This window comes from Heliomicrobium gestii, assembly GCF_009877435.1.
GTDB lineage: Bacteria > Bacillota > Desulfitobacteriia > Heliobacteriales > Heliobacteriaceae > Heliomicrobium > Heliomicrobium gestii.
On sequence record NZ_WXEX01000016.1, the window covers coordinates 12,653 to 34,502 of the forward strand.

19 protein-coding genes are annotated in these 21,850 nt (G+C 60.8%); 4 read left to right on the forward strand and 15 right to left on the reverse strand.

Features of this window, described 5'->3' with window-relative positions:
- Positions 1–39 precede the first annotated feature (39 nt).
- From tpiA to uvrC, 13 genes are all read right to left on the reverse strand, one after another.
- Positions 40–795, reverse strand: coding sequence for a triose-phosphate isomerase (gene tpiA / locus GTO89_RS15445; protein ID WP_161262999.1), 756 nt, complete (start codon positions 793–795; stop codon positions 40–42).
- 95 nt (positions 796–890) lie between these two features.
- On the reverse strand, positions 891–2,078 hold the full coding sequence (locus tag GTO89_RS15450) for a phosphoglycerate kinase (protein ID WP_161263000.1): 1,188 nt from the start codon (positions 2,076–2,078) through the stop codon (positions 891–893).
- A gap of 165 nt (positions 2,079–2,243) precedes the next feature.
- A complete protein-coding gene (gap, locus tag GTO89_RS15455) occupies positions 2,244–3,251 on the reverse strand; it encodes a type I glyceraldehyde-3-phosphate dehydrogenase (protein WP_161263001.1) in 1,008 nt (335 codons plus the stop codon).
- Between the two features lie 243 nt (positions 3,252–3,494).
- On the reverse strand, positions 3,495–4,898 hold the full coding sequence (gene rpoN, locus GTO89_RS15460) for an RNA polymerase factor sigma-54 (RefSeq protein WP_161263002.1): 1,404 nt from the start codon (positions 4,896–4,898) through the stop codon (positions 3,495–3,497).
- Positions 4,899–4,940: 42 nt separating this feature from the next.
- Positions 4,941–5,444, reverse strand: coding sequence for an acyltransferase (locus tag GTO89_RS15465; protein WP_161263003.1), 504 nt, complete (start codon positions 5,442–5,444; stop codon positions 4,941–4,943).
- A 3-nt stretch (positions 5,445–5,447) separates the two neighbouring features.
- Positions 5,448–6,404, reverse strand: a complete 957-nt coding sequence (gene whiA / locus GTO89_RS15470; RefSeq protein ID WP_161263004.1) for a DNA-binding protein WhiA — start codon at positions 6,402–6,404, stop codon at positions 5,448–5,450.
- 19 nt (positions 6,405–6,423) lie between these two features.
- Complete coding sequence (locus GTO89_RS15475; RefSeq protein WP_161263005.1) at positions 6,424–7,797, reverse strand: gluconeogenesis factor YvcK family protein; 1,374 nt, start codon at positions 7,795–7,797, stop codon at positions 6,424–6,426.
- Positions 7,794–8,699 carry an RNase adapter RapZ gene (gene rapZ, locus GTO89_RS15480; protein WP_161263006.1) on the reverse strand — a complete coding sequence of 302 codons (906 nt, stop codon included), beginning with the start codon at positions 8,697–8,699 and terminating at the stop codon, positions 7,794–7,796. Before rapZ ends, GTO89_RS15475 begins: the two co-directional genes overlap by 4 nt.
- A gap of 96 nt (positions 8,700–8,795) precedes the next feature.
- A complete protein-coding gene (malQ, locus tag GTO89_RS15485) occupies positions 8,796–10,292 on the reverse strand; it encodes a 4-alpha-glucanotransferase (RefSeq protein WP_204758277.1) in 1,497 nt (498 codons plus the stop codon).
- The gene (locus GTO89_RS15490; protein WP_235920525.1) at positions 10,289–11,770 is read right to left on the reverse strand and encodes an alpha-amylase family glycosyl hydrolase; all 1,482 of its coding nucleotides are present in this window, start codon (positions 11,768–11,770) and stop codon (positions 10,289–10,291) included. Before GTO89_RS15490 ends, malQ begins: the two co-directional genes overlap by 4 nt.
- Before the next feature lie 135 nt (positions 11,771–11,905).
- On the reverse strand, positions 11,906–12,739 hold the full coding sequence (locus tag GTO89_RS15495; protein WP_161263008.1) for a Cof-type HAD-IIB family hydrolase: 834 nt from the start codon (positions 12,737–12,739) through the stop codon (positions 11,906–11,908).
- A 112-nt stretch (positions 12,740–12,851) separates the two neighbouring features.
- Positions 12,852–13,199: a phage holin family protein gene (locus GTO89_RS15500; RefSeq protein WP_161263009.1), complete on the reverse strand. Its 348-nt coding sequence runs from the start codon at positions 13,197–13,199 to the stop codon at positions 12,852–12,854.
- Positions 13,196–15,127, reverse strand: coding sequence for an excinuclease ABC subunit UvrC (gene uvrC, locus GTO89_RS15505; RefSeq protein ID WP_328793932.1), 1,932 nt, complete (start codon positions 15,125–15,127; stop codon positions 13,196–13,198). The genes GTO89_RS15500 and uvrC overlap by 4 nt, the downstream gene beginning before the upstream one ends.
- Positions 15,128–15,257: 130 nt before the next feature.
- On the opposite strand from uvrC, the gene GTO89_RS15510 reads away from it, so the two are divergent.
- The 3 genes from GTO89_RS15510 (at position 15,258) to GTO89_RS15520 (ending at position 17,491) form a co-directional block, all read left to right on the forward strand.
- Positions 15,258–16,601 carry a glucose-6-phosphate isomerase gene (locus GTO89_RS15510; RefSeq protein WP_161263011.1) on the forward strand — a complete coding sequence of 448 codons (1,344 nt, stop codon included), beginning with the start codon at positions 15,258–15,260 and terminating at the stop codon, positions 16,599–16,601.
- A 42-nt stretch (positions 16,602–16,643) separates the two neighbouring features.
- On the forward strand, positions 16,644–17,066 hold the full coding sequence (locus tag GTO89_RS15515) for a divergent PAP2 family protein (RefSeq protein ID WP_161263012.1): 423 nt from the start codon (positions 16,644–16,646) through the stop codon (positions 17,064–17,066).
- Between the two features lie 95 nt (positions 17,067–17,161).
- On the forward strand, positions 17,162–17,491 hold the full coding sequence (locus tag GTO89_RS15520) for a large conductance mechanosensitive channel protein MscL (RefSeq protein ID WP_161263013.1): 330 nt from the start codon (positions 17,162–17,164) through the stop codon (positions 17,489–17,491).
- A 114-nt stretch (positions 17,492–17,605) separates the two neighbouring features.
- Here the strand turns inward: GTO89_RS15520 and uvrA are convergent, their stop codons facing one another.
- On the reverse strand, positions 17,606–20,467 hold the full coding sequence (gene uvrA, locus GTO89_RS15525) for an excinuclease ABC subunit UvrA (protein WP_161263014.1): 2,862 nt from the start codon (positions 20,465–20,467) through the stop codon (positions 17,606–17,608).
- A gap of 258 nt (positions 20,468–20,725) precedes the next feature.
- Between uvrA and GTO89_RS15530 the strand changes: the two genes are divergently transcribed.
- Entirely contained in the window at positions 20,726–21,055 is a 330-nt protein-coding gene (locus GTO89_RS15530) for a YmaF family protein (protein WP_161263015.1), read from the forward strand.
- A 177-nt stretch (positions 21,056–21,232) separates the two neighbouring features.
- Here GTO89_RS15530 and GTO89_RS15535 read toward each other — a convergent pair whose 3' ends face one another.
- On the reverse strand, positions 21,233–21,565 hold the full coding sequence (locus GTO89_RS15535; RefSeq protein WP_161263016.1) for a hypothetical protein: 333 nt from the start codon (positions 21,563–21,565) through the stop codon (positions 21,233–21,235).
- Positions 21,566–21,850 lie beyond the last annotated feature (285 nt).

Below are 21,850 nucleotides of genomic sequence, written 5' to 3' on the forward strand. Positions count from 1 at the left end.
GTCGCTTGCGCGTTTTCTTCGTTTACGGTTCTTCTTCGCTTACTGTTCCTCGAAGCGGGCGATGCGGGCGAAGGATTCGGCTTTGAGGCTGGCGCCGCCAACGAGGGCGCCGTCAATGTCCGGCCGGTTCATCAATTCCTTGATGTTCTCCGGCTTCACACTGCCCCCGTAGAGAATGCGCGTCTCCTGCGCCTTGTCGCCAGCCAGTCCGGCCAGCACGGAACGGATGAAGGCGCAGACCTGCTGCGCATCATCGGGCGATGCAGTGCGTCCCGTCCCGATCGCCCAGATCGGTTCATAGGCGATGATGACGCCGGCCAGTTCCTCCGGCGACAGGCCGGCCAATCCCTGGCGGACCTGAATCTCCACGACGGGATCGGTGACTCCCTTTTCCCGCTGCTCCAGCGTTTCGCCGACACAGACGATGGGAATCAGCCCCTCAGCCAAAGCCGACCGGACCTTTTCGGCCACCGTCGCGTCCGTCTCGCCGAAATACTGGCGCCGTTCCGAATGGCCGATGATGACATAACGGCAACCGAGGGCTATTAACATGGGCGGCGCGATTTCGCCGGTAAAGGCGCCTTCCCGCGCCGGGTGCATGTTCTGGCCGCCGACGAAAACATTCGTTCCCTCAAGCGCTTCCGACACCGCCGAGAGGGCGGTGTAGGGCGGGCAAAGGACAATCTCCCTACCCGCGCATTCTGCGACCAGGGAACGCAAGGTTTCTGCCATCTTCCGGCCCTCAGCCGGTGTCAGGTACATCTTCCAGTTGCCTGCCAACACAGGTGTCCGCATACGTTCACACCCTTATCTGGATTCAGTCTCCGCTCGGTTCTCTTTCTCGTGTGCGTTGAAGGCGTCTTACTCGACCGCCTTAACGGCGTCTCTTGTCACGCTCGATCGGCCAGCGCCGCCACACCGGGAAGTTCGCGTCCTTCCAAAAACTCCAGGGAGGCGCCGCCGCCGGTGGACACATGGGTCATCTTATCGGCCAGGCCGGCTTTTTCCACTGCCGCCACGGAATCGCCGCCACCGATGATGGACACGCCTTTCACCTTGGCCATGGCTTCCGCCACACCGAGGGTGCCTTGATCAAAAGGCGCCGTCTCAAAAGCGCCCATCGGCCCGTTCCAGACGACTGTCCGCGCTTCCGCCAGGGCCTGTTCGAAGAGGGTGACGCTCTCGGGACCGATGTCCAGAGCGGCCTTGTCCGCCGGAATGGCGTCAACTGGAACGACAGCGGTCGGAACGCCGGCGGCCAGGGTTTCAGCGACGACCACATCGACAGGCAGGAGGAAGCGGACACCCGATGTCTTGGCCTTGTCGAGCAATTGCCGGGCCGTATCGGCCTTGTCTTTTTCGCAGAGGGACTTGCCCACTTCCCGCCCGAGGGCATAGAAGAAGGTGTTGGCCATCCCGCCGCCGATGATCAGCGTGTCGACCTTGTCCAGAAGATTATCGATCACAGCAATCTTATCGGCCACCTTGGCGCCGCCCATGACGGCCACGAAGGGCCGTTCCGGCGCAGCCAGCGCCTTGCCCATGATCGAGATCTCCTTGTCCATCAGGAACCCGGCGACAGCAGGCAGGTAAGCGGCGACGCCGGCCGTCGAGGCGTGGGCGCGGTGGGCCGTGCCAAAGGCGTCGTTTACATAGACGTCCGCCAGCACAGCCAGCTTGCGGGCAAAGTCAGGATCGTTCTTCTCCTCTTCCGGGTAGAAGCGGACATTCTCCAGCAGCGCCACATCGCCGGCCTGCATCGCCCCCACGACAGCCTCCACCTCGGGGCCGATGCAGTCATCCAGTTTTTTCACTGGATGGCCGAGCAGTTCCGCCAACCGTTCCCCCACCGTTGTCAGGCGGTACTTGTCGTTGACCTTGCCCTTGGGACGGCCAAAATGGGAGGCCAAGATCACCTTGGCCCCTTCTTGAATCAGATATTGAATGGTCGGAAGGGCGGCGCGAATGCGGGTGTCATCGGTGATCACACCGGCCTCGTTGACAGGAACATTAAAATCGACGCGCACAAGGACGCCTTTTCCCCGGACATCAATATCGCGTACAGTCTGTTTGTTCAACGCCCAAACCTCCAACGTCAATTTCCCGGCGGGGCGAGGCCCCGCCGGTTCAATGGTCAATCCATGGAGTTTGTCCTCTTTCGAAAAACACCGGAGCACGCCGTTGGGGACGTTGCTTGCGCCACACTTCCCGCCGGCCCACGCTGACAAGACCCTCGGCAGCGATTAGAGCCCTTTGGCGGCCACATAGGCGGCCAGGTCGATCAGGCGGCAGGAGTAGCCGTATTCGTTGTCATACCAGGACACGATCTTGACCATATCGCCGTCGATGACCATCGTGGAAAGGGCGTCGACGATGGAGGAGAAGGTGGTGCCGTTGAAATCGCGGGAGACCAGCGGCAATTCGGAAAAGCCCAGGAAGCCTTTCATCGCGCTTTCAGAAGCCGTTTTCAGGGCCGCGTTGACCTCCTCGGCCGTTGTCTTCTTCCGCACATCAAGAACCAGGTCGACGACAGAGACGTTCGGCGTCGGCACGCGCATGGCAAAACCGTTCAGCTTGCCCGCCAGTTCAGGGATTACTTTGCCGATCGCCTTGGCGGCGCCCGTCGAGGTGGGCACGATGGACATGGCCGCCGCGCGGGCCCGGCGCAGATCCTTGTGGGTCTGGTCAAGGATCTTCTGGTCGTTCGTATAGGCATGGACGGTCGTCATCAAACCTTTGACGATCCCGAACTGGTCGTTGATCACTTTGGCCACCGGGGCCAGGCAGTTGGTTGTGCAGGAAGCGTTCGACAGGATCCGGTGGGCCGCCGGATCATAGGTGTCCTCGTTGACGCCCATGACGACGGTGACATCCTCGTTCTTGGCGGGAGCGGAGATGATCACCTTTTTCGCGCCGCCGCGCAAGTGGGCCGAAGCCTTTTCGCCGTCAACAAAGAAGCCTGTCGACTCGATGACGATATCGACTCCGGCGTCACCCCAGGGAATAAGAGCCGGATCCTTTTGCGCAAAGACCTTGATCGCTTTTCCGTCAATCTCTATGCTGTCACTGCTCACTGCGACCTGTCCCTGGAAGGTGCCGTGAACGGAATCATACTTGAAGAGGTGGGCATTTGTCTTCGCATCCGTCAAATCGTTGATGGCGACAATCTCCACTTCCGGGTTAGCAATGGCCACGCGCGCCGCCAGCCGGCCGATGCGGCCAAAACCGTTGATACCGATACGGACTGCCATTCAAAAAATCCTCCTTATCCCAAACCAATGTTCTCACTGTACTACGTTTTAGTCTATTCCACATTCGCTACTTAATTCCTTCCAGCACAAACCGACAACTGTCAACTTTAACCTTCGCGCAATATCCTTTTTTCGGTTGCCGCTCGGTCGAAGGAACTGTTTTTGGTGCATTTGCTTTGACCGTCCCTCCTTCAGGCAGCCCCTTCTGTTCAGCTCGCCTTCGCGATGAAGCTCAGAACCTGTTCAGTTGTAGCGCCGGCGCTGGGTCGTCGCCGGGATGCCCAACTCGTCACGGTATTTGGCCACCGTCCGCCGCGACAAGGAAATCCCTCGTTCACACAGGGCTTCGGCGATTTTTTGATCGCTTAAGGGATGACGTTTGTCTTCAGCTTCGACGAGTTGGCGAATCAGGGGCTTGATCGCCCCGGACGCCGGATTTTCCTGACCAACCGCCGTCCGGACGCCGTGGTCGAAGAAAAACTTGAGTTCGAAAAGACCCCGCGGCGTCTGGGCGTATTTCCTGGCCACGGAACGACTTACCGTCGATTCATGGACGCCTGCCTGCTGAGCCACATCGCGCAGGGTCAATGGCTTCAACGCCGTCAAGCCCTGCTCAAAAAAAGGCCGTTGCCATTCGAGAATAACGCTGACCACTTTATACAAGGTCAGCCGGCGCTGTTCGATGGCCCGGATCAGCGACAGGGCCGAGTTTAACCGGTCTTCCACATACTGCTTGGCCTCCCTGGCTGACCCCTCTTCCTGGAGAATCCGGCGGTAGGTCCGGTTGACTGTCAACCGGGGGAGGGCGCCGTCATTGACCAGGATCACATAGTCCCCGTCCACCTTCTCGATGATCACATCCGGCAGAAGGGGCCGGTTTTCCCGCTCGCCGCCGAAGCCAACGCCCGGTTTCGGGTCCAGTTCGCGGATCCGGTCGACCATCGCCTGGACCTCCCCGACGGTTAGCTTCAAGCGTTGGGCGATCCGGTGGAGGCGTCCGGCGGCCACATCGGGCAGATGCTCCGCCAGGATCCGCTCCAGATGAGGCGTCAACCGCCCCTGCTGGCTCAGTTGAATGCGCAGGCACTCGGCGAGATCGCCAGCGCCCACCCCCGGCGGGTCAAAAGATTGAATCGTCTCGATCATCTCCCGGACGATTTTCTCTCCGACCGATGCGGCGGCGGCAATCTCGGTCGCCGTGATGCGCAGGTAGCCCTTCTCGTCGATGTTCCCGATGATATACTCGCCAACGCGGCGCCGCAGCCCATCGGAAATCGCCAAGCGCAGCTGCAATTCCAGGTGTTCCTGCAAGCTCGGTCCCAGGGCCGGCGTCTCCCGCTCGAAGCGCGAAGGCTCAACATCGTCCCGCCGGCGTGATTCTCCGCCGTCATAGGACCGGTCTGCCAGCTCCGCACGCTCGGGAACAGGGTCCCGCAACAGCGCCGGATCGAAACTCTCCCGGGTTTCCGTCTCCCCTTCTGAAGGCACTTCAAGGGTCTCCAACAGGGGATTCTGCGCCAGTTCCCCCTCAACAAAAATCGACAGTTCCAGGGTATTCATCTGCAAAATGGCGATGGCCTGGCGCAATTCGGGGGTCATGACCAGCCTTTGCGCCTGCTCGATCTGTTGTCCCAACCCGACTCGCACCAGCCATCCCCCCTTGTGCCGTCTCTTGATGATGTCTTACCCTCACTCCGGAATCGCGGGATAGGCAGGTTGGCGGATCACCCGGGCGGGAACACCCGCCACGAAGGTGTTCGGCGGCACATCGGCTGTCACGACAGCGCCGGCGGCCACGATGGCGTAGTCACCGATGGAGACGCCGGCCAGGATGGTGCTGTTCGCGCCGATGACCACGCCGTCGCCGATGCGCACCTCGCCCAAGCGGTACTCCCGCAACAGGTACTCATGGGCCAGGATGGTCGTGTTGTAGCCGATCACACAATCCTTGCCGATGGTGATCAGTTCAGGATGCAGGATATCCATCATCACCATAAAAGCGATGGAGGCGTCCTGGCCGACGCCCATGCCCAGCAGGCGGTAGAGCTTGTTTTTCAGTTCCAAAAAGGGGACGAAGCGGGCCAGCAGGATGATCAGCACATTGCGAAAGACGCGCCAAAACGGGACATGGCCGTAGACATGGCGGAGAGAATTCTTCCCTGCCACCGGATAGGCGACGGTGCGGCGGGCCATGGGTCACTCCTCCGCTAGGCCGCCCTGCCGGGAAAACTCCTCGGCCAGGCTTTCGAGCCTGCGCAGGCGGTGGTTGACGCCCGATTTGCCCACCGGCGGGTTGAGCATCTGTCCCAGTTCCTTGAGACTGGCGTCGGGAAACTGCAATCGCAGTTCGGCGATCTCCCGCAGTTGGGGCGGCAGATTCCCGAGACCGACGCGACTTTGCACGAACTGGATCATCTCCGTTTGCCGCAGGGCGGCGTCGACGGTTTTGTTCAGGTTGGCCGTCTCACAGTTGACCAGCCGGTTGACCTGGTTGCGCATCCCCTTGACGATGCGCACATTCTCGAAGTTCAGCAGCGCCGTATGGGCGCCGATGATGCTCAACATCTCCACAATCTGTTCGCTTTCCTTTAAGTAGACGATAAACCATCCCTTGCGCTGGCTCACCTTCGCCGAGAGGCCGAAGCGATGCAGCAGATCGGAGAGGGTCTTGGCGTGGGTCTCATCATTGGTGATGATCTCCAGATGATAGGTTCCCTCCGGGCTGTTGACAGACCCGCCGCCAAGGAAGGCGCCCCGCAGGTAGGCCCGCCGGCAGCACTGCCGTTTCAGCAGTTCGGAGGGAGGTTCAAAGGAGAAGACCCCCTGGCTGTCGGTGATCCCCAGTTCCTGCAGGACATCCCTGCCGCCGACGCGGGCCGGCAGGGAGATGACATAGACGTTGCTCTTTTTCAGCCGCCGTTTCCGGCGAACGAGGATCTGCGTCTGCAAGCCGAAGACGGCTTTGATCAGACGGAAGATCTTGCGCGCCGAGCTGGCGCTCTCCGTGGAGACGGTCAGGGAGACGCCCTGTTCGCCGCTGATCTGCAGGGATCCATCCATACGAAAAAGCGCCGCCAGTTCCGCCAGTTGGCAGCAGCGGCGGCGAGGTTGAATGCGAGCCAGTTCTTCCTTCGTTTCTACGGAAAAAGACAATTTATTTCACTCCTGCGCCCTAGCCTTCCACACGGTTCTGCCAGGGGTGGTGTTGGGGCGACCGGGCCAGTTTGCGCCGGTACAGCAATCGATCAACCAGCCCCACCCGGCTCTGCCGCTCCTTTTCCCCGATCACCGCGGCCATGATCGCCTGAGCCAGACGGGCCGGGTCATGGCGGACGAAGTTCTCCTTGTTGATCAGGCGGGCGCGAACGACCTTGCAGCCCTGCTTTTCCAGGTATTTGCTATCGATGACAACAGGCTTTTGGCCTTTTTCTTCGTATTTGCGCAGCAGCGCCTTCGACGCCGGCTCGGTGTTGACGATGATGGCGTCGACCAGATTGGCGCCGCAGTGGCGGTGAATGGCCGCCACATGGCGGGACGCCGTGTAACCGTCCGTCTCCCCCGGCTGGGTCATCACGTTGCAGACATAGATCTTCGGCGCCGTCGTCTTGCGCAGCGCTTGGACGATGCCGTCCACCAGCAGGTTCGGGATGACGCTGGTGAAAAGGCTCCCCGGACCGAGGATGATGGCGTCGGCCTCCTCGATGGCCTGCATGGCCTGGGGCAGGGGCTCACAATCGGGGGGATCCAGGTAGACCCGGCGGATCCCTTGCCCGTCAGCGGTGATGGCCGTCTCCCCGCGCACATGGGCGCCGTCCAACCGTTCGGCGCAAAGGGTCACATTGTGCAGCGTCGACGGCAGCACCCGGCCGCGGACAGCCAGGATGCGGCTCATCAGGTCGACAGCCTTCTCAAAGCCGCCCGCCGTCTGGGTCGCCCCGGCGAGCAGCAGGTTACCCAGGTTGTGACCGGTCAGCCCATCTCCCTGGACGAAACGGTAATTGAGCACCCGGTCCATATCTGATTCCGTGTCCGCCAGGGCAACCAGGCAGTTGCGGATGTCGCCGGGGGCGACCATCCCCAATTCATCGCGCAAGCGTCCCGAACTGCCGCCGTCATCGGAAACAGTGACGATGGCCGTCAAGTTGGAAGTATACTCCTTCAAGCCGCGCAACAACACCGACAGCCCTGTTCCGCCGCCGATGACGACGATCTTGGGGCCCCGCTCCAGCGAACGCCGCCGGTAGAGCACCTCCACCAGCCGGGCGTCCATCTCCGGCGCCAACACCTGGAAGATGGAACGAACCATGGCCATAAAGCCGTAAATATGCAAAAAGAGCCCGATCGCGAAAATGAAGGCCCCCAGACTGGTCATCGCCCCGTGATCATAGGCGCGCGACAACTGACGCAGGCTGTTTTCCAGGTATCCGAAAAACTCACCGTCAAAAAACAGCGAGATGCTCGTCCCTGTCAGGATCAACCCGAGAAAGGAAAGGGCCATCCAGCGCTTCACCTTTAACCCGGGATAAAACCACATGAGCCATTTCACGTACCCTCGCCGCCTCCCCGATCTTTATCGATATCCCGATGCTTGACGGTGATGGCGTAGTCCTCATCGGCCAGCGCCGCCGCCAAACGGTTGGCCAGGGTGACGGACCGGTGTTTTCCACCGGTGCAGCCGATACCGACAACCAGGTGGCTTTTGCCTTCTTTCGTATAGTGGGGAAGCAAAAAACGCAACAACGAGTAGTACTTCCGCATGAACACCTTCGTCGTCGGCGACGAGAGCACATACTCCTGAACCGGTTCGTCATTGCCGGTCAGGTTGCGGAGCGCCGGCTCATAGAAGGGGTTGGGCAAAAAGCGGACATCCATCAACAGATCGGCGTCGCGGGGCGTGCCGTACTTGTAGCCGAAAGAGATGATGGTGATCCGGAGTTGGGAATTGCGGGCGTCCTTGCCGAAGAGTTCAAAGATCTGCGTCTTCAACTGCTGGGCCGATAGGTCCGATGTGTCGACGACCTTGTCGGCCCGTCCCCGCAGGTCGGCCAGCATCTGCCGCTCGAGCTTGATGCTGTCATAGATGCGGGCGTCGCCGGAAAGGGGATGGCGGCGTCGCGACTCCTTGTACCGGCGGATGAGCGCCTCGTCGGAAGCCTCCAAAAAGAGGATTTCGCACTGGATCCCCTGGGCGCCCAGTTGGTGGAGTCCGTCGCTCAGGGAGTCAAAAAACTCGCCGCCCCGGATGTCGATGACGAGGGCGATTTTGGTGATCTTGCCCTTCGAGTGAACGATCAACTCGCCGAATTTGGGCAGCAGATTCGGCGGCAGGTTATCGACGCAAAAAAAGCCGAGATCCTCCAGAGCGCGGATCGCCTGCGACTTGCCGGCGCCGGAGAGGCCGGTGATGATCACCATCTGAATAGCGGCTTTGTCGGATCCTTTCTCCATGGCGTCCCCCTACATTTCGCGCGGAACTGGCCGAGCCGTCCGTGATTGCTTACAGGATATTGTACCATATGTTGTCCTGCAAGGATCAGCGCCCTTTTATCTCCCGTACAACTTAGTCAGACAAGCGAGTCTGGACACGGTGGATTCGGGCAACCGGTCCCACTGAAAGCGCCAGAGCCAGTTTCCTTCCAGACTTCCGGGATAGTTCATGCGGTCCGCTGTCCCCAACCCCAGCAGATCCTGCATCGGGACGATGAAGGCGTCCGCCACCGAGGCCAGGCCGAGGCGGATGAAATCCCAGACGATGTCGCTGCCGTCGGAATTCATATACTCCAGCGCCTTTTTTCGGTCCTCCGGCGAGGCCTGCTGAAACCACCCGAGGGTCGTGTCATTGTCATGAGTGCCCGTAAAGACGACGCAGTTCTGGGTATAGCGAAAGGGGATGAAGGCGTTGCCATTCGCGTCGCCCGAATCAAAGGCAAACTGCAACAGCTTGATCCCCGGAAATCCGAACTGTTCGCGCAATTCGATCACCTCCGGGGTGATCACGCCCAGATCCTCGACGATGATGGGCAGATCGCCAAGAGCCCCCTCCAGCGCCGAAAAGAGGGCGGCGCCGGGCCCTTTGCGCCAGCGGCCATTTCGGGCCGTCTCTTCCCCATAGGGGATCGCGTAGTAGGCCTCAAAACCGCGGAAATGATCGATGCGGACGATATCGACCAGGCGAAAAGCATGGCGCAGGCGGCGAATCCACCAGGCGTAGCCCGTCTGATCGAGCCGCTCCCAATCATAGACGGGGTTGCCCCAGAGTTGGCCGTTCTCATTGAAATAATCGGGCGGCACACCGCCCACCTCCCGGGGTTGGGAACGCTCATCCAACTCGAAGATGTCCCGCTTTCCCCACGTGTCGGCGCTGTCCATGGCCACATAGATGGGCAGGTCGCCGATGATGCGGATGCCCCGGCTGTTGGCGTACTGGCGGATCTCTTGCCACTGGCGGAAAAAGAGGTACTGGACGAAACGGTGATAATCGATCTCCTTCGCCTGCTCCCGGCCGAATCGCTCCAGCTCCTGCCCGTCGGGACGAGCGTATTCAGCGGGCCAATCGAGCCAGGAGCGCTCCCCGAAATGCCGCTTCAGCGCCCGGTAACAGGCATACTCGTCAAGCCAATCGGCCTGTTCGTCACAGAACTGACGAAACGCCTCTTGATCACCGGAGCGTTGGAGAAAGCGCTCAAAGGCGTTGCGAAGAAACCCTTCACTTTCCCGTTCGGCTCGCTCAAAATCCGCCTTCTGGGGCGGCGATTGCGGTTCCGGCGGCAATTCTTCCTCCTTCAGCAGCCCTTCTTCAAACAACTGTTCCGGGCTGATCAGGAGGGGGTTGCCGGCGAAGGCGGAAAGGGCGGAATAGGGGGAATGACCGAAACCGGTCGGTCCCAGGGGCAACACCTGCCAGAGGGTCTGGCCCGAGGCCTGCAAGAAGTCGACAAATCGCCTCGCTTCCAGGCCGACTGTGCCCGAGCCATGGCGGCCCGGCAGAGAGGTGGGATGCAAGAGCACCCCGCTGGATCGTCGGGGAAACAGCGTGCTCATCTCTCTTCCCTCACTTCCAAGATCGACGATTGGAGCGGTTGCAGAAAGATCGCGATTCTCCGGCTTTGCTTCGGATAAGCTTCGATGGTGATCGGCGAACCGTCCGTCAAGAGGTCGACCAGCTGTCCGCCGGCGGCGGCGCAGGCGGCCAGCGCCTCCGGCGGCAGCTCAACCTCCAGCCGCTCTCCCGGCGATTCGCTGTTGAAGTTGATGATCACGACAGCCATCGACTCGCCGTTGCGCCGGAGGAAAGCCGTCGCTTTCCGGCTGTTGATGGGGAGAAAACGGATCTCGTCGCCCTGCAAATAGGGTTTCGCGCTTCGGATGGCCAGGACATGGCGATACCAGGACGCCAAGGGGCTGTTGGCCCCGAAGTCAATGGGGAGAAAGGTCGCCTCATAGTTGCCTTCAAAGAGGGGCGGCCGGACGGCGGCGCCGTTTTCCTGCCCGGCATACAGCATGGGCACGCCCGGCAGTGTCAGCGCCAGGAGCACCGGCGGCTTGGAGCGCTCGATCCCGCCGTAGGTCACGACGGTGCGCGGCTCGTCATGGTTTTCCGTATAGCGGACCATCCGGTGGCCCGGCAGGTACAGGCTGCGCTCCCACTCGATTTTGTTGCGAATATATTGCACCTCATAGTAGGGATCGTCGCGCCGGATCTCCTCATGGAGGCTCTTCAACTGGTTGTAGAGTTCAAAGGCGTAGATGCCGTCAAAGCCGGCGGAAAGCAGGTCGGCCATCCGATCATAAGCCTCGGCGATAAACACCGTGTCCGTCTTGATCGCTTTGACCTGGGCGATGGCCTCCCGCCAGAAATCGAGGGGGACCCAATGGGCAAAATCACAGCGATAGCCGTCGATGTCGAACTCGCGGACCCAGTATTGGAGGACGCCTGTCATGAACGACCACATGGCCCGCCGATCCGCTTCACGGTCATAGACAAGCCGGTGGGCATTCGGTTTGCCCTCCACAGGGATCCCATAATTCAGATCGGCCGTGTCCCACCAGTCGGCCGACGGCGCGATGGGGCGGGACTCGTCATCCCACAAAAACCATTCCCGGTGATAACCGCCCTTTTCCGGCGGGTTGGCGGGATCGAGAAGCACATTGTCGGGGGCGCAGTGGTTGCCCACGAAATCGAGGAGCACCCGCAACCCATGGGCATGGGCTTCCTGCACCAGCTCCCGGAACTGCGCGGCGGCGGCTTCCGTCGACGCAGCCTCTTCCCCCTCCGCTTCCGCCAGTTCCGGCGCGACGGCCAGATAATCGCGGATCGCGTAGGGAGAACCGGAGAGGCCCTTGCGGTACTTCTGGGTGATCGGGTGGATGGGGAGCAGGTACAGGGTGTTGACGCCGAGCGATTTGATCCGGGGCAAGTCGCGCTGGATGTCGCGCAGCGTCCCGAATCGCTGAGCGGTCATGCCATACACCCTGGGGTAGATCTGATAGATGATGGCGGATGTGAACCACTTGGGCATTCCCACGGAATCACACTCCTTGTCTGTTCTCTTCGACCCGATTCCAATAATATCCTTCTCCATCCGGTGAATCGGGCCGGCGAGAGAAAAAGAAAACGGGGCGTCTCCCGCAAGGATAACCCCATTTTCCGGCAATCATGTGTCTGTTTTTGCCGTAAGGACCCAACGGCGCAACGCGGCGGCCACACCATCGGCGTCATTCGAAGGCGCCACCCAGTCGGCATGGGCCTTCACCTCGTCCGGCGCGTTGCCCATGGCCACGCCGACGCCGGCATAGGCGAGCATATCCAGATCATTGTATGAATCGCCGATGGCGACGACAGACTCTCGGGAAATCCCCAGTCGCTCGGCCAAAAAGGCCAGAGCCGTTCCCTTGCCGCTCTGGCGATTCATGAACTCCAAGTAGTAGGGCTTCGAACGGGTCACATAGAGCCGGTCGCCCCAGCGCCGCCGGCACGGTTCCACCAGCGCCGCCATCCGCTCGGGATCGCCGATGGCGAGGATCTTCGTCGGGCACGCCTGCTCCAGGAGGCGCCGCTGGTCCCGGACGAGTGTCGCCGGCACCCGGGCCATGTCCATGTAATCGAGGACCTCCGGACCGATCCGCTCCACGTGCAGGTGATCATCCATGTAAAGGTTCACATGGAGACCTTCACCTCGCAAAAAATCCAGGACCTCCAGGGCCAGTTCTTGATCTACGGGCCGGTGCAGAAGGATTTCCCCGGTCGCGCCGTCCTTGATCATGGCGCCCTGGTAGACGATCAGCGGCAGGTCCAGGTCCAACAGGCGGGCAAAGGGATGGGCGGCGCGAAACATCCGTCCCGTCGACAGCGTCACCGCCACGCCCTGTCGCCGCGCCTGCGCGATGGCCTGCTGCACCGGCAGAGAGACATGCAGCTCCGGCGTCAACAGGGTGTCATCGACATCGATGGCGACGAGTTGAATCGTTGGTTCCGTCGATTCCGGCAAAAAGGCTCCTCCTTCCGCGCGTGGCTTTTACCGGCCAAGGCGCGACGAATTTTTAAATCCAACAACACCTGACGCAAACAACGCGATTCCTCTATCCGGCTGCGGCGCAGCGTCATCCTTCGTCGCGAACGAACCAGCTGAAGAGGGTGCTGAACAGCGAAAGCAACAAAGCGCCAAGAAAGGCAGCGCCAAAACCAGACACCTCAAAACCGCGAACCAATCCGCTGACCATCCAGAGCATGAGCCCGTTGATGACCAAGGTGAAGAGTCCCAGGGTCAGCAGGTTGATCGGCAGCGTCAACACAAAGATGATCGGGCGAATGACGGCGTTGATGATGCCAAGGACGAGGGCGGCTAAGAGCGCCGGAACGATGCCGGCGATCGTGATCCCCGGGATAAACAGCGCCGCCAGCGCCAAGGCCAGTGTGTTGAGGAGCCACCGCAGGATCAGCGAATTCATCTCTTACCTCCCGTTCTTCCCATGGACGGAGCGGCGTGCCCCGTTTTTCCATCGCCTGCGCTTTCCGCGGAACCCTGTAGAACCGCCAGCACCCGTTCCGCCAGTTCCTCTGTCATGCCTTCCACAGCGGCCAACTGGGCCACCGTTGCGGCGGCGATCGCCTTCACCGAACCGAAGTGCCGCAGGAGCGCCGTTCGCCGCTTCGGCCCGATCCCGGCGATGCCGTCGAGGGCTGACGCCGTCTGCGCCTGGCCGCGCAACTGCCGGTGGTAGGTGATGGCGAAGCGGTGCGCCTCGTCGCGAATGCGCTGGATGAGATAAAGGGCCCGCGAACCCCGGGGGAGGATGATCGGGTTCGGGTTGTGTTCATGAAAGAGCCACTCATTTTCTTTGGCGAGACCGTAGGTGGTGATGTAGTCGTACCCGACACCGGCCATGGCCTCGCGAGCCGAACTGAGCTGGCCCTTGCCCCCGTCGACGATGACCAGATCCGGCAAGGTGGCAAATTTGGCGCTCATCGGGTCGAGGTTGCCGGCGTCGACCTCCAGCGCCTCCTCGCGAGCGCGGTTGAAGCGCCGGGTGAGCACCTCGGCCATGGAGGCAAAGTCGTTGGGCCCCTCCACCGTTTTGATGCGAAAGCGCCGGTAGTCGCTCTTTTTCGGCGCCCCACCCTCGAAGACCACCATCGAGGCCACCGATTCCTTGCCCATCGTGTTGGAGATGTCGAAGCACTCGATCCGCCAGGGCGGCTCGTCGAGGCCGAGAAAACGCTGCAGGTCAAGGACGGCCTCTTCGGTCATCGATTTCTTCCGCTGTTGCTCATTTTGCAGCTGCTCCAGCGTGAGCAGGGCGTTTTTGGCGACCATTTCGATCAGTTTGAGCTTGTCGCCCCGCTTGGGCACCCGGATCTCCACACGGCCCTGCCGTTTTTCCCGCAAAAACCGGGTGATCAATTCCTCTTCCTCGGCCGACTCGATCGGCTCCTGGAGCAGGATCTCCCGGGGCACGAAGTCGCACCGGCTATAGTACTGTTTGACAAAGGCGGTGATCACCTCGGAGCGATCCATCTCGTCGGTGCCTTCGAGGATATAGTGTTCCCGGCCGATCAGTTTGCCGCCGCGGATGAAGAAGATCTGCACACAGACCTGATTGAAGCCGCGGGCCATGGCGATGACGTCCTGGTCGGCCATGTCGACAGAGACGATCTTCTGCTTTTCCATTACCTGCTCCAGCGCCCGGATGCGGTTGCGCAGCGTCGCCGCCCGCTCGAACTCCAGGCTCTCGGCGGCCTCCTCCATCTCCTGTTGGAGGCGTTTTCGCAACTCATCCTCCTTCCCTTCCAGGAAGGCGATGATGCTGCCGATCATGGTCATGTACTCCTGCCGGGGAACGCGCCCGGCGCAGGGGGCCAGGCAGCGGCCGATGTGGTGGTTGAGGCAGGGCCGCTGCCGCCGGTCCAGTTCGCGGCGGGAACAAGTCCGCAAGGGAAAGAGGGTGCGCAACAGTTCCACCGTCTCCCGCACCGCCCCCGACGAGGTGTAGGGGCCGAAATACTTGGCGCCGTCCTTCTCCAGCCGCCGCGTGATCAAGAGCCGGGGGTAGGTTTCCTGCAAGGTCACCATCAGATAGGGGTAGGTTTTATCATCGCGCAGCATGATATTGTAGCGCGGTTTATGTTCCTTGATCAGGTTGCACTCCAGGATCAAGGCTTCCAACTCCGAATCGGTGACGATCGTCTCCAGATCGCAGATGCGGGCCACCAGCGCCTGGGTCTTCGCCGTCAGGTTGCGGGCCGACTGGAAGTAGGAGCGCACCCGGTTTTTCAGATTGATCGCCTTGCCCACGTAGATGACCTGTCCGGCCTCATCCTTGTAGAGGTAGACGCCGGGCTTGTCGGGCAGGCTTTTTAGCTTTTCCTGCAAAGCGATATGCAAGTAGAGTTCACCTCATGCTTATGATAGCACAATCATTAAAAAATGGTTATCCACAAGGATCTCGACATACCGTTCACGAACATGGCAAATACTTCAATTATTCACCGACGAAGGGGGTTTTTCCTTGTCCTCTCTCCGCCTCGACCTCGCCTACTCCACCGTGGAGTCGGCCATCGGCGCTCTGGAGGCGCCGATCCGCCACGCCCATGACCTGTTGCATCACGGGAGCGGCGTCGGCCATGAATTCACCGGCTGGCTGCAACTGCCCGAAACCTATGATCGCGCTGAGTTTGACCGCATCGCCGACGCCGCCGCCCGCATCCGCGCCTCCTCCGATGTGCTGCTCGTCATCGGCATCGGCGGTTCCTACCTGGGCGCTCGGGCGGCCATCGACATGCTTTCCCATAGCTTCCACAACCAGCTTCCCCGCTCCCGCCGGCCCGGCTGCGCCATCCACTTCGCCGGCCACAACATCAGTTCCAGCTACCTGAGCGACCTCTTCGACATCCTCGAAGACAAGGATGTCTCTGTCAACGTCATCTCCAAATCAGGCACGACGACCGAACCGGCCATCGCCTTCCGCCTGATCCGCCAGTGGATGGAGAAAAAGTACAGCCCCGACGAAGCGCGCCGGCGGATCTTCGCCACCACCGACCGGGCCAAAGGCGCCCTCAAGCGCCTCGCTGACGAGCAGGGCTATGAGACCTTCGTCGTTCCCGACGATGTGGGCGGTCGCTACTCTGTTCTCACCGCCGTCGGTCTGCTGCCCATCGCCGCCGCCGGCGTCGACATCACCGCCCTGATGGCCGGCGCCCGCGACGCCATGGCCGCGTACGCCAATCCCTCCCTGGCCGCCAACGCCTGTTACCAATACGCCGCCGCCCGCAACGTCCTCTACGGTCAGGGCAAACAGGTGGAACTCTTTGTCGCCTACGAACCGTCGCTGCAGCACCTGGCCGAGTGGTGGAAACAACTCTACGGTGAGAGCGAAGGCAAAGAGGGTAAGGGCATCTTTCCGGCGTCGGTCCTCTTTTCGACGGATCTGCATTCCATGGGGCAATACATTCAGGACGGCTTGCGCATGCTAATGGAGACCGTCGTCCGCTTCGACAAGCCCCGGCGGGAGTTGGCGGTGCCACAAGCCGCCGATGACCGCGACGGCCTCAACTTCCTGGCCGGAAAAACGATCGATTTCGTCAACCAAAAGGCCTTCACGGGCACCCTCCTCGCCCACGTCGACGGCCAGGTTCCCAACATGGTCATTTCCGTTCCGGAACCGAACGCCTACCATCTCGGCCAACTCTTTTACTTCTTTGAGAAAGCCTGCGGCGTCAGCGGCTACCTGCTCGGCGTCAACCCCTTCGATCAGCCCGGCGTCGAGGCCTACAAGCGCAACATGTTCGCCTTGCTCGGCAAGCCTGGTTTCGAGGCGGAAAAAGCGGCCCTCGAGGCGCGCCTGCCCCGGTAAGCAACGGCACGCTCCCTAGACCAATCACTGCGGGGGAGACCTATGACAACACCGCTCATCTACTCGACACTCTTCGCTGTGCTCCTGGCCCAGGCCATCAAATTCGTCCGGGAGTCCATCCAGCACCGCCAGATCGTCGGGGCTCGCTTTTTGGAACCCGGCGGCATGCCCAGTTCCCACACGGCCCTCGTCGTCTCCCTTTTCACCGGCGTCGCCCTGCGGCAGGGCATCGAATCGGATCTGTTCGCCGCCACGGCCGCCATCGGCGCCGTCGTCATCTTTGACGCCATGGGTATCCGCCGCTCTGCTGGCGAACAAGCCCGGACGATCAACTGGATCCTCGTCTTCCTGCGCATCCGGCGCGGCAAGGACGTCCCGTTGAAAGAGCGGCTCGGCCATTCGCCGCCAGAGGTCCTGGCCGGCGCCGCGCTCGGTTTTCTGGTGGCTTGGGCGGCGGCCATGTAAAGGCTTCCCCGTTATGTTGTGAAAAAACTACCAACCTCTGCCTGTTCGCTCTATAATAATAGATAAGGAGGAGCGACAGGAGTGAGGTGAACGCCATGGAACGTTTGAGTGAAATCTTTCAGGCTCTCCGGTTTGCCTTCACAGAACCCCTGGCCGATCAGATCCATGTCGAATGGATGTCTTTTCATCTGACCCTGCGAGATTTTTTTTACATCAGTCTGGCCCTGTATTTTTTGGCCGGCGCTGTTGTCGGGTTTCTCTTTGCCCGGTACCGTTACAAATCCCGGAGCAAAACCTCCTCCGATCCTCAAAAGGCCTCGGTCCAGCCGAGACCGGCGCCAGCGCGGGAAGAGGCGGTAAAGAACAAAGGGGAACTGAAACATATGCTCGACGAGGTTTCCGCATCAGAGGACCGCGATGAATGACGGAACGATCGCCCATCCCCAACCGGATGGGGTTTTTTTGCAAAAATCGCATTGAAGTCCTAGAAAAAAGGGCCGCCCCGCATCGCTGTGGGACGGCCGTTCTCTTCTTCGGGTTCAGCCTTCGCTCGCCATGGCCGCATCGACCGGCATTCCCGGTTTTCGCCGCAACACCTTGTCCAAAAAGCGCCCCGTATGGGAGGCGACCACCTGGACGATCTCCTCGGGCGTGCCGGTGGCCACAATCGTGCCGCCGCCGTCGCCGCCTTCGGGACCCAGATCGACGATGTAGTCGGCCGTCTTGATCACGTCCAGGTTGTGCTCGATGACGAGCACCGTGTCGCCGGCGTCGACGAGGCGCTGCAACACGCCGAGCAGGCGGTCGATGTCGGCGATGTGCAGGCCTGTCGTCGGTTCGTCGAGGATGTAGAAGGTCTTGCCGTTGGAGCGGCGGGACAGTTCTGTCGCCAGCTTGACCCGCTGGGCCTCGCCGCCGGAGAGGGTCGTCGCCGGCTGGCCGAGGCGGATATAGCCAAGCCCCACATCCTGAAGGGTCTGCAGCTTGCGGGCGATCTTGGGGATGTTCCGGAAAAACTCGACAGACTCATCGACGGTCATATCGAGCACATCGGCGATGGAACGGCCCTTGTAGCGCACCTCCAGCGTCTCCCGGTTGTAGCGCTTGCCCTTGCAGACCTCGCAGGGGACGTAGACATCGGGCAGAAAGTGCATCTCGATCTTGATGATGCCGTCGCCTTTGCAGGCCTCGCAGCGGCCGCCGCGGACGTTGAAGGAAAACCGGCCCGGCCGGTAGCCGCGCATCTTCGATTCCGTCGTCTGGGAGAAGAGGTCTCGGATGGCGTCGAAGACGCCCGTGTAGGTGGCCGGGTTGGAACGGGGCGTCCGGCCGATGGGCGACTGATCGATGTCGATCACCTTGTCCAGGTGTTCCAGACCGCGAATCGCTCCATGCGCCCCCGGCTTGCACCGGGCGCCGTTCAGTTCCGACGCCAGGGCCTTGTGGAGGATCTCATTGACCAGCGTCGACTTGCCTGAACCGGACACGCCGGTGACACAGGTAAAGACACCCATGGGGAAGCGGACATCGATCTCCTTCAGGTTGTTCTCCCGGGCGCCGAGCACCTCGACCCACTTGCCGTTGGGCTCGCGGCGCTTTTCCGGCACAGGGATGAACTTGCGGCCCGACAGGTACTGGCCGGTCAGGGAGCGCGGTTCCTCCATGATCACCGGCAGCGGTCCCTCGGCAATGACCTGGCCGCCATGGGCGCCGGCGCCGGGGCCGATGTCGATGATGTGATCAGCCGCCAGCATGGTGTCCTCGTCATGCTCGACGACGATCAGCGTGTTGCCCAAATCGCGCAGCCGCTGCAACGTGGCGAGCAGCCGCTCGTTGTCGCGCTGGTGTAGGCCAATGGAGGGCTCGTCCAAAATGTAAAGAACGCCCATCAGGCCCGAGCCGATCTGGGTGGCCAGGCGGATGCGCTGGGCCTCGCCACCGGAGAGGCTGCCGGCGGAGCGGGCCAGCGTCAGGTAGGTGAGCCCGACATTGACGAGGAAACCGAGGCGTTCACGGATCTCTTTCAAAATCTGGCGGGCGATGATCGTCTCCCGCTCAGACAGGTTGATATCGGTGAAGAAGCGCAGCGCCGCCGCCACCGACATCACTGTCACCTGGTGGATGTTCTTGCCGTCCACGAGCACAGCCAGGCTCTCCGGCTTCAGGCGGGCGCCCTTGCAAGCCGGACAGGGCTTCTGGGCCATGTACTCTTCGATCTCTTCGCGGGACCAGTCAGACTGGGTCTCCTTGTAGCGCCGTTCCAGGTTGGTGACGACGCCTTCATAGGTCGTCTCAAAGCTGCGTCGCTCGCCGTCATAGTTGGTGAACTGGACGCGGATCTTCTCCTTGCTCCCGCCGTAGAGGATCAGCTTTTGAATCTCCGGCGGAAGGTCTTTGAAGGGGGTTTCGGTGGAGAAGTCGTGCAGGTCAGCCAGGGCTTTCAGCATCTGCGGGATATAGGCCGAGTTCATGCGCGCCCAGGGGACGAGGGCCCCATCGTCGATGCTCTTTGACGGGTCGGGAACGACGAGTTCGGGATCGACCTCCATCTGCACCCCCAGGCCGGTGCAGTGCGGGCAAGCGCCATAGGGGGCGTTGAAGGAAAAAATGCGCGGTTCGATCTCGCCGACAGAGATGCCGCAGTCGGCGCAGGCGAAGTTCTGGGAGAAGGTGAACTCCTTTTCGCCCATGAAGTCGACAACGGCCAGACCCTCGGAGAGGTTGAGGGCCGTCTCCAATGAATCGGCCAATCGCGTGGCGATGTCGGCCTTGAGGATGATGCGGTCAACGACCACCTCGATGGTGTGCTTCTTGTTCTTCTCCAGCTTGATCTCTTCTGTCGCGTCCATCACCTGACCGTCGACACGCATGCGCACATAGCCGTTTTTGCGGATATCTTCGATCACCTTGACATGCTCGCCCTTTTTGCCGCGCACTAGCGGCGCCAGGATCTGCAAGCGCGTCCCTTCGGGATGGGCCAGGATCTGATCGACCATCTGTTCCACTGTCTGCTGGCGAATCGGCTGGCCGCACTTGGGGCAGTGAGGCCGGCCCACCCGAGCGTAGAGCAGGCGCAGGTAATCATAGATCTCCGTCACCGTCCCCACGGTGGAACGGGGGTTTTTCGACGTCGTCTTCTGGTCGATGGAGATGGCCGGCGACAGCCCTTCGATGTAGTCCACATCCGGCTTGTCCATCTGCCCTAAAAACTGGCGCGCATAGGCCGAAAGGGATTCCACATAGCGGCGCTGCCCCTCGGCATAGATCGTATCAAAGGCGAGGGAAGACTTCCCCGAGCCCGAGAGGCCAGTGACGACGACCAACCGGTCCCGTGGGATGTCCACATCGATGTTCTTCAGGTTATGGGCGCGGGCCCCGCGGACCCGGATCTGATCCATCATAATACCTCCGGCTTCCCCCTTCATCCGTCAAAAAATGCGATAGCGGGCGTCGGCCCGCTTTTTTACTATCATTGAATTATACCATAGAAGCGGCTGTCTTGCCGATGGATCTTGCCGTTCCCTCTGCTACCGCCTTTTCCTGTAACGCCTTTTTCCCGCTCCCCACAGCGTTCATCGACCCTTATTTTTTCCTCCCGTCGTTACCTTCCATTTCCTTCCTGAATATGTATAAGTAAACGCAGAGAAGGGGAGAACATCATGCGCTGTAAGCCCAAACCCCACTACGAGGATTGGGACTGCGGTTTCCACACCCATGATTATCACTTCGAATCGGGCCTCAGCGAAGGCCACCGGCACATCCTGAGCGGCCAGACGGAACCCTCCGTCAACAAGCGCGACCATGCCCACCGGTACGCCGGCGTCACCTCCTTCAATGACAACCATGTTCACTATTACTGCGGGTGCACCGGTCCCGCCGTCTACCGTCCCGGTTGCGGCCATTACCACTGCATGGAAGGGACCACCACCTGTGACGACGGCCATGTGCACCGCTATGAGGGCAAAACCTGCAACACGATCAAGCTCTAGAACAGCGTCGCCCAATGGAAAAGCCCCATCCGTCCCTGATCGCAGGGGAGGATGGGGCGTCTTTATGTCATCGCCCGGTTGTCACGATCAAAGGGTCTGGCAGCAAACGGGGCAGTGAAATCGTGCAGAAACAGGATGACAGTGTTCGCATGATTGCGCGGGAGCATTCCCCAGTCTCTACGAGCGCCGGCTTTCAGCGAACACCTTATCCAGGATCTCCTCGTGGAAGAGAATCTCCGCTTCGATCTTAAAAATCTCCGCGTCCAGGTCGTAGTAGTGCTTGATATAGTCGTTTTTCAGCATCAGGCAGTTTTCCAGGTTCCAGTTATCGAAGCATTCGATCTTCAAGGCCAGGTAATCCCTTTGGTTGAGCAGTTCCGTCCGGCGTTCCCGGAGTGTGGCGATCTGCGCCTCCAGTTCCTGCTTCCAGGCCAGGAGCATCTTTTCCCGTTTGCCCAAGCTCCAGTGCGCCTCGGCTTGTTTCCTTGCCACTTCGCCTCGGGAAATCACGTATTTACCACCTTCCCAAAATGTACTATCCAACACATTTCGACAACGTGCTTGTGATCCCTTTAGCAAAATTGGGAAAACGGAAAAAAGCCCGCCGACGGCAGGGCTTTTTTGGTGCTTCTTTTGCTGCTCAGGTTTCCATTCGGTTCTTCTCTGGTTAGCTCCCTTTTTTCCGGTTGCGCGGGCGAGGCGGTTCCACGGTGGGATTGAAAAAGGCCAATCCGGGATCCTCGGCAGGCCCTTGGCCCTTCCCCCGACCGCGACCCTTCGCGCCGGCGGAACCGT